The organism is Streptomyces galbus, assembly GCF_005280195.1.
Taxonomy (GTDB): Bacteria; Actinomycetota; Actinomycetes; order Streptomycetales; family Streptomycetaceae; genus Streptomyces; species Streptomyces galbus.
Window position 1 is genome coordinate 516,494 of the sequence record NZ_SZPR01000010.1, and the last position, 12,773, is coordinate 529,266.

Below are 12,773 nucleotides of genomic sequence, written 5' to 3' on the forward strand. Positions count from 1 at the left end.
AGCCTGGTTCGCCCCATCAAGACGGTTTGTCCGACCTGTCCGTTCAGGCGTCCCCGTACGCCTCCCCGCCCAGGTCGAGGCGGGCCGTCCCGGCGGTCGCGTCGGCGAGCCAGGCACGGAAGGCGTCCACGTCCGCGTCGGGCAGGCCGATCTCGATGGTCACGGCCTCGCCGTAGCGCACGTCCCGCACGGCGCGGCCGGTGGCGCGCAGGTCGTTCTGCACCTTCCCGGCGCGCTGGTGGTCGACGGTGACGGTGGCCAGCCGGAAGCGCCGGCGGGTGACGGTGCCGAGCGCGTCGACGGCCTCGCCGACGGCGCCGCCGTAGGCACGGATCAGGCCGCCCGCGCCCAGCTTGACCCCGCCGAAGTACCGGGTGACCACGGCGACGACGTACCGCATGTCACGGCGCAGCAGCATCTGCAGCATGGGCACGCCCGCGGTGCCGCCCGGTTCGCCGTCGTCGCTCGCCTTCTGCACCGACGCGTGGGCGCCGATGACGTAGGCCCAGCAGTTGTGGTTGGCGTCCGGATGCTCCTTGCGGACCGCGGCGACGAACTCCTGCGCCTCCCGCTCGGTGGCGGCGGGGGCGAGCGCGCACAGGAAGCGCGAACGGTTCACCTCGGTCTCGTGCACGCCCGCGTGGGCGACCGTGCGGTACTGGTCCTGCATCGGACCAGCCTATGCGGTGCCCCCGCCCTCCCCCGCCCCGCCCTTCCCGCCGCGCGGCACGGCCGTCCAGGTCAGCAGGGCCGTGCCCGGCGCCAGGGACCGCCAGGTGGGGGCGGGCCGGGTCAGCACCGCGAGCGCCGAGGTGGGGAACTCGGCGCGGATCCTGGGCAGCGTGTCGTCGAGGGCGTCACCGGCGAGGGCGTGGACCAGGTCCTCCAGGCCCGGGTTGTGGCCGACCAGGAGCAGGGTCTCCACCTCCGGCGGGGCCTCGTGCACCACCCGCAGCAGCGCGGGGACGCCGGCCGCGTACAGGCGCTCGTCGTAGCGGACCGGCGGCGGGCTGCCCCACTGCGCCGAGGCCAGCTCCCACGTCGCGCGGGCCCGCCGCGCGGTGGAGCACAGGGCGAGGTCCGGCAGGCAGCCGGCGCCGGCCAGGGCACGTCCCGCCGCGGGGGCGTCGCGCCGTCCCCGGGGGGCGAGCGGCCGCTCGTGGTCGGGCACGCCCTCGGGCCAGGCCGACTTGGCGTGCCGCAGCACGACCAGCCGCCGCAGGGGCCCCTCACCCGGGTCACCGGTCACGTACGGCCCCCTCCCTCACGCGTGCGTGCCGCGTCCTCACGCGTGCGTGCCGCGTCCTCACGCGTGCGTGCCGATCTCCCGGGTGAGTTCGAGCCCGAGGAGACGGTCGGCGTAGGCGTACGTCTCGAAGCGGGCGCCGGGCGGCAGGTCCGGGTCCTCCTCGACCTCGCGCAGGACACGCAGCACCTCCGGCACGTCCAGGTCGTCCTCCCAGGCCGCGCGCAGCCGTCCGCGCAGCGCTTCGGGGACCGGCCGTGAGGGCAGCCGCGCCCAGTCGGCCACCGCCCGCCGCCAGCGCCCGAGGGTGTCGCCCGCCGCGCCGAGGGCCGCGGCGTCGAGCCGGACGGGCCCGTCACGGCGCCCGGACAGCAGGGCGAGCCGCAGGGTGGCGGGGTCGTCGCCGTCGACCACTCCGGCCCGCGCCCCGTCTTGCACGTCGACACCGGCCCCTCCTACCGGCGTCCCGTCCGGCACGTCGACACCGGCCACCTCCACCAGGACCCCGTCCGGTACGTCCGCGCCGGCCGGTGCCACGTGCAGGGCCCGGGCCCCGCCGAGGCCTGCCGCGGCGTCCCCGGCGCCCCCGGTGTCCTCGAAGGGGCGGATGCCGAGGGCCGCCGCGGCGGCGCGCAGGCCGGCCCGCTCGTGGTCCCCCGCGAGCAGCGTCCACACGGGTGTCCCGTCGAGTTCCAGCGCCCGGACGAGCACGTCGGCGACGAGCAGCACGCGCAGCGCGTCGGCGCCCTGGCCCGGGGCGTGGACCTCGACGCGGGTCAGGCCGCGGCGGACGGGGGCGGCGGGAACGGGGTGCCCGGTGCGGGCGTCAGTGATGCGGAGCACGGCCCGAGCGTAGGCGCGCGGGCGTCGTCGCGCAGGTGGGGGCGAGCGTTCCGGACACGTGCACCGGCGCGAGCCGACGGAATCAGGGCCGCTCGAGCACGGTTGAGCGGGTAGGGGCGAAGAGATCTCTTCCCCCCACGGGCCGCGCACCGCGGGCCCGTGGTCCACCCGACGACCGACAGGAGGCCGGCCGTGCACCGCGACGACGACGCGACGGTCCGCAAGATCCTCACCGACCTCGGCGACACCTGGGCCGTGGTCGGCCTGTCCACCAACCGCTCACGGGCCGCCTACGGCGTCGCCGAGGTGCTCCAGCGCCACGGCAAGCGGGTCGTGCCCGTCCACCCCAAGGCGGAGCCGGCCCACGGCGAGCAGGGGTACGCCTCCCTCGCCGACATCCCCTTCGACGTGGACGTCGTCGACGTGTTCGTCAACAGCGAGCTGGCAGGCGCCGTCGCGGACGAGGCGGTCGCCAAGGGCGCGAAGGCGGTGTGGTTCCAGCTCGGCGTCGTGGACGACGAGGCGTACGAGCGCACCCGCGCCGCGGGCCTGGACATGGTCATGGACCGCTGCCCGGCGATCGAGATCCCCCGGCTGGGCTGATCGACGAGACACCCCCCTAGTCGTGCACCGGACTGTCCCCGAGCCGGTGGTCGGCGACGTTCAGTGCCTCGTCGACCAGCCTGCGCAGGTGTCCGTCGTGCAGTGCGTACACCACCCGGCGCCCCTCCTTGCGCGTGCTCACCAGGCCCGCGAGCCGCAGCCGGGCCAGGTGCTGGCTGACCGCAGGCCGGGCCGCCCCGCACACCTCCGTGAGCGTCGTGACGTCGGCCTCGCCCCCGGCCAGGGCGTGCAGCAGGGTGAGGCGGGTGCGGTCGCCGAGCAGGGCGAGGATCTCCGCGGCGAGGGCGAAGTGCTCCTCGCCGGGAGTGGGTGGGTGCGCATCCGACGCGGTTGACGGGTGCGTGTGTGCGCTCATACGCACATAATGGCGCCGTGGACGGGAAGCCGGCCACCACGGCGCGCACCGGAAGGGGACGGACGTGAGCGAGCACCCCACCCATCGCCACGGCGACGGCGGACACCACGGGCACCCTCACGGGCCGCACCACCGGTCGCACCACCACGAGCCGCACGGGCGTCCCTCCTCACGGCCGGGCGCCCTCCACCGCCTCCGGCACCTGCTCACCCCGCACTCGCACGACACGGCCGACAAGGTCGACGCCGCGCTGGAGTCCTCGGCCCGCGGGATGCGCGCGCTGTGGGTTTCGCTGGCCGTGCTGGGCGTGACCGCGCTGGCGCAGGCCGCCGTCGTGGCGGTGTCCGGGTCGGTGGCGCTGCTCGGCGACACGGTGCACAACGCAGCGGACGCGCTGACCGCCCTACCGCTGGGCATCGCGTTCGTACTGGGCCGGCGGGCGGCCACGCGCCGTTTCACCTACGGCTACGGGCGGGCCGAGGACCTGGCCGGGATCGTGATCGTGCTGACGATCGCCGCGTCGGCGCTCTTCGCCGGGTGGACGGCCGTCGAACGGCTCCTCGACCCGCGCCCGGTGGCGCACGTCGGGGCGGTCGCGGTGGCCGCGCTGGTCGGCTTCGCGGGCAACGAGTGGGTGGCCCGGCACCGGATCCGGGTGGGCCGGGAGATCGGTTCGGCGGCGCTGGTCGCCGACGGACTGCACGCCCGCACCGACGGGTTCACCTCGCTCGCGGTGCTGGTGGGCGCGGGCGGCTCAGCGCTCGGCTGGCAACTCGCCGACCCGCTGGTGGGGTTGGCGATCACGGCGGCGATCGCCCTGGTGCTGCGGGACGCGGCGCGCGAGGTGGTCCGGCGGGTGATGGACGCGGTGGACCCGGCGCTCACGGAACGCGCCGAGCAGGCCCTGCGGGAGGTCCCCGGCGTGCGGGAGGTGGCCGAGCTGCGGCTGCGCTGGATCGGGCACCGGCTGCGCGCCGAGGTGGCGGTCGTGGTGGACGGCGAGGTGACGGTGCGTCAGGCGCACGCGGTCGCGGTGGACGCCGAACACGCCCTGCTGCACGCGGTACCGCGCCTGACGGCCGCCCTGGTGCACGCGGACCCCGCGCCGGTGCCGGGCGAGCGGGATCCCCACCACACCTTGGCGCACCACACCCCCTAGAACGCCCCCGGACGGTACCGGAGGAACGGACCTCAGACCGGCGTGCCGAGTCCGTCCAGCACCACCGCGCCGGGCAGCGCGGCGAGGACCTTGCCGGGGACGAGGAGCTTGCCGCGGCGGCGTCCGCTGCCGACCAGGACCCACGGCAGGTCGACGACGGCCGGGTCCACCAGCAGGGGCCACGCCTCGGGCAGCCCGACGGGCGTGATGCCGCCGTACTCCATGCCGCTCTCGCCGGTCGCCACGTCCATCGGCGCGAACGACGCCTTGCGGGCCCCGAGATGGCGGCGCACCACGCCGTTCACGTCGACCCGCGTGGTGGACAGTGCCAGACAGGCGGCGAGCGTGGACTCGCCGCCGCGCTTGCCGGCGACGACGACGCAGTTCGCGGACTGCTCCAGCAGCTCGCGCCCGTAGTGCTCCACGAAGACGGCCGTGTCGGCCCACTGCGGGTCGGTCTCCACGTAGAGGATCTGCTCGACGGGGACGCTGCCGCTCCAGCGGCGTACGGCGTCGGCGACCGGGGCGGTCAGCTCGTCGAGGCAGTCGGGAGCGGGAGTGGCGGTGTCGAAGTCTCCGATCGGTGCGCGCATGGGCGCACGGTAACAGCCGTTCCCGCGTGGCCGGACCGACGTCTCGAAGGCCGGAACCGGGGCCTGGCCTCAGGGAACGGGCGGGACGGAGACGGCCATGACCATCACCATCGGCACGTCCCCGGTATTGCCGTAGGTGTGCGCGGTGTTGGCCTCGAAGGAGGCGGTCGCACCGGCCGGGACGCGGTACGCGACGCCGTCCACGGTCAGCGTCAGCTCGCCCTCGATCACGTGCACCAGCTCGGCCGTGCCGGTGGGGTGCGGGTCGGAGGAGCTGCCCTCGCCCGGCATCAGCCGCCACTCCCACATCTCCAGCGGGCCGGGCGCCTCGGTGCCGGCGAGCAGCAGGTTGTAGCTGCCGGCGTCGGTGTGCCACAGCCGTACGGTCTGGTCGGCGGGGACGACGCGGACCTTCGGCCCCTGTTCGTAGTCGAGCAGCGTGGTGATGCTGACGCCGAGCGCGTCACCGATCTTGACGACGGTGCCGAGGCTCGGGTTGGTGCGGGCCTGCTCGATCTGGATGAGCATGCCGCGGCTGACCCCGGCCCGCGCGGCCAGCACGTCCAGGGTGAAGCCGCGCACCGCGCGCCAGTGCTTGACGTTGCGCGCCAGCGACTGGGTCAGCAGGTCGAGGTCCGACACGATTCATCCCATTCCGGAGTCCAATATTCTGGATGACAGGGTTCACCACTGTGCACTACGGTGTGGTGTACCTGATCGTGCACCGAACTGTACTGCGAGGCGAGCGGTGACAGCATTCTTCGCCCTGGCCACCAGCCTGCTCTGGGGTCTGGCCGACTTCGGCGGCGGGCTGCTGACCCGGCGCATCCCGGCGCTCACGGTGGTCGTGCTCTCCCAGGGCGCGGCGGCCGTCGTGCTCGGCGCGGTCGTGGTCGCCACCGGCGGGTGGAGCGAGGCCGGGCCCCGCCTGTGGTTCGCCGTGGCGGCGGGACTGGCCGGACCGGTCGCCCTGCTCTCCTTCTACAAGGCGCTCGCGCTCGGCCCGATGGGCGTGGTCTCCCCGCTGGCCACCCTGAGCGTGGCCGTGCCGGTGTCCGTCGGACTGTTCCTCGGCGAGCGGCCGGGACTGGTCCAGGTCGCGGGCATCGCGGTCGCCGTGGCGGGCGTCGCCCTGGCGGGCGGGCCGCACCTGCGCGGGGCGGCGGTGCAGCGCACGGCCGTGCTGCTCACGCTGGTCGCCGCGCTGGGCTTCGGCACGGTGTTCGTCCTGATCGCCGAGGCGTCGACGTCCGTCACCGGTCTCTTCCTCGCCCTGTGCGTGCAGCGGCTGGTGAGCGTGGCGGTGGGCGGTGCCGCGCTGTCGGTCAGCGTGCGGCGCGGGGCGTCCGCGCTCCCCGACGGGACCTTCCCCTGGGCCTCGCTGCCGCCGCTCGCCTTCGTGGGCCTGGCCGACGTGGCGGCGAACGGCACCTACACGGTCGCCGCCCAGCACGGCCCGGTCACCGTGGCCGCGGTGCTCGCCTCGCTCTACCCGGTGGTGACCGCGCTGGCCGCCCGCGGCATCCTGCGGGAACGCCTGCGTGCCGTCCAGGCGGCGGGCGCGGGGCTGGCCCTGGTCGGCACGGTGCTGCTGGCGGCGGGCTGAGCGGGTGGGCACCGTGCTGCCGTCGGCATGCGTGCTGCCGGCGGCGGGCTGACGCGGATCGAACGGGTCCGTCGGCCGTCCGCTCAGCCGTCGCTGTCCAGTGCCGCCAGCCTCGCCGCGGGTTCCCCTCCGCCCGGTGCGGCCGGGCCGAGCACCCGCGCACGGGCCCCCGTCCCCTCGTCGGCCTCGGCCCCGTCCTCATCGCCCTGCCCGTGCTCGTCCAGCTCCGCGAGCCGGGCCACCGTCTCGTCGTCGAGACCGGAGAGGGCGACGAGCTGATCGGGGGTGACGCCGTCCGGGATCGGCACCGGCGCGGGCGTGCGCAACGGCGGCTGCCAGCCGTCGGCCGGAGTCCAGCGCCGTACGACCTTGGCGGGGGCGCCCGCCACCACCGCGTGGTCGGGGACCTGACCGCGCACCACCGCACCCGCGGCGACCACGACGTTCCGCCCGATCCGCGCGCCCGGCAGGATCACCGCGCCGGTGCCGATCCAACAGCCGGGCCCGATCTCCACGGGCTCCATGCGCGGCCACTGCTTGCCGATGGGCTGGTGGGGGTCGTCGTAGGAGTGGTTGGTGGACGTGACGTAGACGTACGGCCCGAAGTAGCAGTCGCTGCCGATGGTGACCGTGGTGTCCGCGATGACGTGGCTGCCGCGGCCGAGGACGACCCCGTCGCCGATGCGCAGGATCGGGTCCGGGCCGAGGTCCAGGTCGGGCATCAGCCCGGCCGTGAGGGTGACCTGCTCGCCGACGATGCAGTGGGCGCCGAGGTGGATCCACGGTTCGCCGAAGACGGTGCCCAGCGGGAACGCCAGGCGCGTGCCGGTGCCCAGGGAGCCGAAGCGGAAGCGGCCGGGCCGCTCGGCCGTGACCGAGCCGGTGCGCTGCGCCCAGGCCCAGGCACCGTGGACGGCGCGCTGCGCGAGGCGGCCCCGCCAGGATGAGAACGTGTTCTGCTTCGGCACGACCTCACGGTACTCAGCGGGTCCGGGCCCCACCCGACCGAGGGCCTGTGATCTTCACCCCACCGGGTGGGCTACCGTGCCGGGGAGGACGACCAGCAGGAGGCGACGATGACGGACCAGCCGCTGATCAAGGGCATCGCGGGCCGGGAGCCGAGAATCGACCCGGAGGCGTTCGTGGCGCCGACGTCCACGGTGATCGGCGACGTGACGCTCGGGGCGGGGGCGAGCGTCTGGTACGGCGCGGTCCTGCGCGGCGACGTCGAGCGGATCTCCGTCGGCGCGCACAGCAACATCCAGGACAACTGCACCCTGCACGCCGACCCCGGCTTCCCGGTGACCGTCGGGGAGCGCGTGTCGGTCGGCCACAACGCCGTGGTGCACGGGGCGACCGTGGAGGACGACTGCCTCGTCGGCATGGGCGCGACCGTCCTGAACGGCGCGGTGATCGGCGCCGGTTCGCTGGTCGCGGCCCAGGCGCTGGTCCCACAGGGCATGCGGGTGCCGCCGGGGTCCCTGGTCGCGGGCGTGCCCGCGAAGGTCAAGCGGGAGCTGACCGAGGAGGAGCGCCAGGGCGTGACCCTGAACGGCACGATGTACGCGGAGCTGGCGAAGACCCACAAGGAGGTCCACGCCTAGGAGACCGGCCCGGGGACGGCCGGTTCCGTCACTCGCCGGCGGTCACCGGCTCGGGCTCGGTCGCCGGCTCGGTCGCCGTCGTCGCCTGGGCCTTCTTCGCCTTGCGCTTGATCACCAGCATCGACGTCAGGCCGATCAGCACGGCGAGCACCAGGCCCAGCCACGAGAAGCGCTTCAGCCAGGACTCGGCGACGACGCCCACGGAGTAGATGACCGCCGTCGTACCGCCGGCCCAGACGATGCCGCCCAGCACGTTGGCGATGAGGAACTTCCAGTACGGCATGTGCAGGACGCCCGCGAGCGGGCCGGCGAAGATGCGCAGCAGGGCGATGAACCGGCCGAAGAAGACGGCCCACATGCCCCACTTCTCGAAGGACCGCTCGGCCGTGGCGACGTGTCCCTCACCGAAGTGCCGGGGGAACTTGCGGCCCAGCCAGGCCAGCAGGGGCCGGCCGCCCTTGCGGCCGATGGCGTAGCCGATGGAGTCGCCGACCACGGCACCGACCGTGGCGCAGGCGCCGAGGATGAACGGGTTGATGCCGCCGTGCTGCGAGGCCATCAGGGCGGCCGACACCAGGATGATCTCGCCCGGCAGCGGGATGCCCAGGCTCTCCAGGCCGATGACCAGCCCCACGACCGCGTAGACGGCGACCGCGGGCACCGTGTCGAGCCATTCCTGGACGTGCACCCGGTTCCTCCCGTTTCCCTGCGCTGTGCGTGGTGTCGACGTGGGCAGCCGTGCCCCCGGACGACGCCCCTGGGCAGCCTACCGGGTCGCGGTGGACCCGCCACGGCCCGCGGCCGCGCCCTTCGCCGCCCGGAGAGTCAACGTCCGAGGCGCGCCCTGTGTTCCGGACCGGGCGGCGGACGCTGCGGAAGTCCGGACGCCGAGCCCTGTTCCGTGCCGGACGCCGCACGCAGTGGCAGGCCGGACGCGGCACGCAGTTGCAGGCCGGGCACCGGTTTCAGTACGGCGCCGACGGCTCCCGGCGACCCCACGGGCTCGGGCACCGGGGCCGGCCGCGGGGTGTCCTGGCAGCAGGAGATCTGCGCGACCCGCGTCTCGTCATGGGGAGCGGGGACCCGGCCGGGCTGCCGGAAGGACGGTGGGGACGGTGGGGACGCCGAGTGCGGCCGGGCGGGAGGCGCCGCGGAGCGCGGCGCGCTGCGCGGGTTCGGGACGGGAGCACCGCCGGTCGACGGGGACGTGGGGCTGAGGGACGGGAGTCCGGGCAGTATCGGCGCCGGGCCGTCGCCGGGGCCGGTCGGTCCGGGGGCCGTGTCGAACTGCCACCGCTGCCCTGCGGAGCCGTCCCGTTCCCGCACAGCCACCCCGCGGCCCGAACCGCCCGCTGCCGGGGCGACGACCAGGCCGTCCCCGTGGCGCAGCAGCACCTCGCCGCGCACGGTGACGTCGTAGGCGACCTCCCCGACGGGTGTCACGCACCTGTCGAGCGTCACGTCCCGGCGCACGGGGTCGGCGGTCAGGCAGAGGGCGGGTGCGGCGAGGCTGCGCAGCAGGCCGTCGCTCCCGTACGACCACTGCTGCGAGGCGCCGCCCGCGCAGTCCGCGAGGACCGCCCGTGCGCCGGCCCGGACCCGCCGGTCCTCGACGTCGAGGCACAGCCCGCCGCCCCGGACGCGCAGCCTGCCGCGGGCGATCTCGGCGCGGTGCCCCGCGGGGTCGGCCGAGGTGGGCCGGCCGCCCGAGGCGCCCGTGGGCGCGGTGGTGCCGGCGACGGGCGCGCCCCAGGTGGCCCCCGGTACGGGCACTCCGTGGTCGTCGGCCCAGCCGCGGGCCACGAGGGCCGTGACGAGCAGGGCGAGGGAGGTCAGACCGACCCCCAGGAGCACGCCCCTTCCGCCGCGGCCCTGGGCGGCCTGCGGTGCGGCGGGGTTGCTGCGGTGCCGGCCCAGGGGCGCCCGTGGGGACGTACGGCGCCGCCGGGTTCCGGGGGCCGTGGCGCGGCCGGGGCGGGAGTCGAGGTAGCGGCGGGCGCCCCAGCCGAGCACGGTCTCGGCGAGCAGGACGTCCAGGGCGCCGTCGAAGTGGCTGAGTTGTTCGGCCGCGTGCCGGCAGTAACGGCACTCCGCGAGGTGCGCGCGCACGTCGGGCAGGAGCCCGGCGCCGCGCCGCAGAGGGATGTCGACGAGGCGGTTGTGGAAACGGCATTCCCGGGTGGGAGCGAGGTCCCGGTGGGCGCGGACGCACAGCGCGCGGAATTGCTCGCGGGCCTGTTCCAGACCGGCGGTCGCGGTGATGCCGTCCACGCCCAGCAGGGCGGCCGGTACGGATATCGGCTCGGCCTCCACCTCGCTGTGCCACAACAGGCATTGCGCGGCGGGCGAAAGGGACTGGAATGCGCGCTCGGCGAGTTGCCGTCTTTCCGGGGTGCCGGTCCGGGCGGCGCGCAGTCCGCGGCCGCCGGTGGTCCGGCCCACCTCGGGCAGGACCGCGGGAACGCCCTCGGCGCCCGCCCATTCCCGGACGGTGTCGCGGACGGCCACGAGGAGCTGGGGCCGCAGCGCGCCGCCCGGCCGGCCGCGTTCCAGGCGGCCGAGCACCTGGTGGAAGGCGGTGGCGGCGACGAGTTCCGCGGTGGTGCCGTCCGAGGCCAGGCAGACGGCGGCGTAGTCGCGGGCCGGGTGCCAGTGCCGGGCGAGCAGCAGCGGGACGGCCCGGGCGGGGCGCCCGGCCGCGATCTCGGCGGCGAGTGCGCGGTCGGAGTCGCCCGGGGGCCGGCCCGGACGTGGGGGGTAGGGCGGGCGTGGCGGGTGGGGGGAGGGCACGGGACCTTTTCCTTCCGAGGGTGGCTCACCTTCGCACAAGCGCCTCAGAAGAAACAAGGAGTTCGAGCGGCCCGAGTTCAATACTCGGGAATTCCCCTTTAGTTACCGGCGGTATCCGCACCGGCTTTCGACAATGCACCCGAGAGGGCCGCCGAGTTGTGCGCGAACAAAGGGGAATGACACACAGAACCTCCCGATCCCCGCGCACTTCCGGACCTTCGCCCCCCTCCCCCACTCAGCCGTTGGGGCGCAGCGTCCACACCACGGTCATCTCCCCCGTCACCGCCCCGTCGGCGCGGCGGATCTCGATCGCGACGGGGAACTCGGGCCGCTCGCCCGCGTCGAGAGCGGCGACGACCTCGGCGGCCGGGCGGCCCAGCGTCGCGGTCGCGGTGACGGGGCCCATGGCCAGCTTCTTGTAGGCGATCTCGGCGCGGACGGCGAGCGGCACGGCGCGCGCGAGCTGGTCCCCGAAGGCGGCGAGGACGATCGCGCCGCTCGCGGACTCACCGAGCGTGAACATCGCACCGGCGTGCGGGCCGCCCACGTGGTTGTGGAACGCGCCCTGGTCCGGCAGGGCGACCACGGCCCGCTCCGGGCCGGTCTCCAGGAACTCGAGGTTCAGGGTCCGGGCCATGGGCACCGTGGCGGCGAGCATCTCGCCGATGGACATCTGGTCTGCGCTCATACCGGCGATGTTACCCACGAGTAGCGTGCGACCGCCAGACGCGTGCCGCGATCGCCGTGCGCCGTGATCGCCGTACGGCTGCCACCGCACTGACGAGGGGCCGTGACCCATTCGTTTCCCGGGCGGCACTAGGGTGCTGCACCATGTGGCCAGGACAGCAGCAGCCCGGGGGAGAGCAGAACCCGCAGGCACAGAACACCCCGCAGGGGCAGGACAACCCGTACCAGCAGCCGGGTTACCAGCAGTCGGGGTACCAGCAGCCCAATCCGTACCAGCAGCCCGGGTTCCAGCAGCCCAACCCGTACGCGCAGCAGCCGCAGTGGGGCGCGCCGACGGTTCCGCTCGCACCGCAGCCCCAGCCGGGCGGCGGAGGCGGAGGCGGCAACCGCACCAAGGTCGTGGCGATCGTCGCCGCCACCGCGGTCGTGGTGGCGGCCGGTGTGACCGCCTTCCTGGTGCTGGGCGGCAAGGACGACGACACGGAGGCGAAGGGCGGCGGGAGCGCGTCCCCGACGTCCAAGGCGACCGCCGGGCCGAGCGACACGGCCACCACCGGCTCCGGCGACAACCCGCGCAACGGCGAGACGGAGAAGCCGACCGTCACGGGCTGGAAGGTCGTCGTGAACCCCAAGTGGGGCACCGCCTTCGACGTGCCGGCCGACTGGGAGGTGCAGAACCCCGGCACCAGCTACGGCTTCGAGTGGGAGGACAAGAAGGAGCAGGACGGCTACGGCCGGATCCTGATGGGCGGCACCGCCAAGTACAAGTCGAAGTGGTGCACCGAGGACGACGACAAGGACGGCAAGACCGACGACACCGCGCTCGCCGTGGTCGGCACCAAGGGCGCGCAGGGCGCGAAGAACACCGACGAGATCGCGATCAACACGCCCGCCTGGTGGGTCTTCGGCGGCTACACGCAGCCCGACAAGAAGAGCCTCAGCTTCGACAAGAAGGCCACGCCCTTCACGACCGCCTCCGGCGTCCAGGGCAGTTACGCCTGGGCCCAGTCGACGAACACGCCGCAGAAGGGGACGTGCGCGAGCGACGGCAAGGCGATCACCTTCGGCTTCAAGAACTCCAACGGCGACTACGTGTCCTGGAACCTGTACACGGCCAAGGGCGTCAAGGACGAGGTGCCCAAGGAGACGATCATGAAGATCCTGAGCACGGTCCGGCTGCACGGGACGCCGACGCAGAACTGATCGGGACGGCGGCAGCCGACCGGGGCGGCGGCGCGGCGCGGCTCCGCCGGCCTCGTCCCGCGT

The 12,773-nt window shown here is 74.7% G+C and carries 15 protein-coding genes; 5 read left to right on the forward strand and 10 right to left on the reverse strand.

The features are described 5' to 3' along the window. Positions 1-43: 43 nt before the first annotated feature. Genes E4U92_RS10655 through E4U92_RS10665 form a run of 3 tightly spaced genes read right to left on the reverse strand, consistent with a single transcriptional unit; the run spans position 44 to position 2,089 of the window. Positions 44-670, reverse strand: a complete 627-nt coding sequence (locus tag E4U92_RS10655) for a YigZ family protein (protein WP_137300060.1) — start codon at positions 668-670, stop codon at positions 44-46. 9 nt (positions 671-679) lie between these two features. Beyond that, positions 680-1,249 carry a SixA phosphatase family protein gene (locus tag E4U92_RS10660; RefSeq protein WP_137300061.1) on the reverse strand — a complete coding sequence of 190 codons (570 nt, stop codon included), beginning with the start codon at positions 1,247-1,249 and terminating at the stop codon, positions 680-682. 57 nt (positions 1,250-1,306) lie between these two features. Further along, a complete protein-coding gene (locus E4U92_RS10665; RefSeq protein WP_137300062.1) occupies positions 1,307-2,089 on the reverse strand; it encodes a hypothetical protein in 783 nt (260 codons plus the stop codon). Between the two features lie 192 nt (positions 2,090-2,281). On the opposite strand from E4U92_RS10665, the gene E4U92_RS10670 reads away from it, so the two are divergent. Then, complete coding sequence (locus tag E4U92_RS10670; protein WP_137300063.1) at positions 2,282-2,692, forward strand: CoA-binding protein; 411 nt, start codon at positions 2,282-2,284, stop codon at positions 2,690-2,692. 16 nt (positions 2,693-2,708) lie between these two features. On the opposite strand, the gene E4U92_RS10675 is transcribed toward E4U92_RS10670, so the two are convergent. Continuing rightward, on the reverse strand, positions 2,709-3,068 hold the full coding sequence (locus tag E4U92_RS10675) for an ArsR/SmtB family transcription factor (protein ID WP_137300064.1): 360 nt from the start codon (positions 3,066-3,068) through the stop codon (positions 2,709-2,711). Between the two features lie 64 nt (positions 3,069-3,132). Between E4U92_RS10675 and E4U92_RS10680 the strand changes: the two genes are divergently transcribed. Next, positions 3,133-4,227, forward strand: coding sequence for a cation diffusion facilitator family transporter (locus E4U92_RS10680; RefSeq protein ID WP_137300065.1), 1,095 nt, complete (start codon positions 3,133-3,135; stop codon positions 4,225-4,227). A 32-nt stretch (positions 4,228-4,259) separates the two neighbouring features. On the opposite strand, the gene E4U92_RS10685 is transcribed toward E4U92_RS10680, so the two are convergent. Next, positions 4,260-4,820, reverse strand: a complete 561-nt coding sequence (locus E4U92_RS10685; RefSeq protein ID WP_137300066.1) for a YbaK/EbsC family protein — start codon at positions 4,818-4,820, stop codon at positions 4,260-4,262. Between the two features lie 69 nt (positions 4,821-4,889). After that, positions 4,890-5,462: a helix-turn-helix domain-containing protein gene (locus tag E4U92_RS10690; protein ID WP_137300067.1), complete on the reverse strand. Its 573-nt coding sequence runs from the start codon at positions 5,460-5,462 to the stop codon at positions 4,890-4,892. Positions 5,463-5,568: 106 nt separating this feature from the next. Here E4U92_RS10690 and E4U92_RS10695 point away from each other — a divergent pair, with 106 nt between their 5' ends. Beyond that, positions 5,569-6,426 (forward strand): DMT family transporter, encoded by an 858-nt coding sequence (locus E4U92_RS10695; protein ID WP_137300068.1) that lies wholly within the window; start codon positions 5,569-5,571, stop codon positions 6,424-6,426. A gap of 83 nt (positions 6,427-6,509) precedes the next feature. On the opposite strand, the gene E4U92_RS10700 is transcribed toward E4U92_RS10695, so the two are convergent. After that, on the reverse strand, positions 6,510-7,394 hold the full coding sequence (locus E4U92_RS10700) for an acyltransferase (RefSeq protein ID WP_229862377.1): 885 nt from the start codon (positions 7,392-7,394) through the stop codon (positions 6,510-6,512). Positions 7,395-7,502: 108 nt separating this feature from the next. Here E4U92_RS10700 and E4U92_RS10705 point away from each other — a divergent pair, with 108 nt between their 5' ends. Beyond that, positions 7,503-8,030: a gamma carbonic anhydrase family protein gene (locus tag E4U92_RS10705; protein WP_137300069.1), complete on the forward strand. Its 528-nt coding sequence runs from the start codon at positions 7,503-7,505 to the stop codon at positions 8,028-8,030. 28 nt (positions 8,031-8,058) lie between these two features. On the opposite strand, the gene E4U92_RS10710 is transcribed toward E4U92_RS10705, so the two are convergent. From E4U92_RS10710 to E4U92_RS10720, 3 genes are all read right to left on the reverse strand, one after another. Beyond that, positions 8,059-8,718: a DedA family protein gene (locus tag E4U92_RS10710; protein WP_137300070.1), complete on the reverse strand. Its 660-nt coding sequence runs from the start codon at positions 8,716-8,718 to the stop codon at positions 8,059-8,061. A gap of 137 nt (positions 8,719-8,855) precedes the next feature. After that, positions 8,856-10,820, reverse strand: coding sequence for an RICIN domain-containing protein (locus E4U92_RS10715; RefSeq protein ID WP_137300071.1), 1,965 nt, complete (start codon positions 10,818-10,820; stop codon positions 8,856-8,858). 235 nt (positions 10,821-11,055) lie between these two features. After that, entirely contained in the window at positions 11,056-11,493 is a 438-nt protein-coding gene (locus tag E4U92_RS10720) for a DUF4442 domain-containing protein (protein WP_137300156.1), read from the reverse strand. 158 nt (positions 11,494-11,651) lie between these two features. Here E4U92_RS10720 and E4U92_RS10725 point away from each other — a divergent pair, with 158 nt between their 5' ends. Then, positions 11,652-12,710, forward strand: a complete 1,059-nt coding sequence (locus tag E4U92_RS10725; RefSeq protein ID WP_137300072.1) for a DUF8017 domain-containing protein — start codon at positions 11,652-11,654, stop codon at positions 12,708-12,710. Positions 12,711-12,773 lie beyond the last annotated feature (63 nt).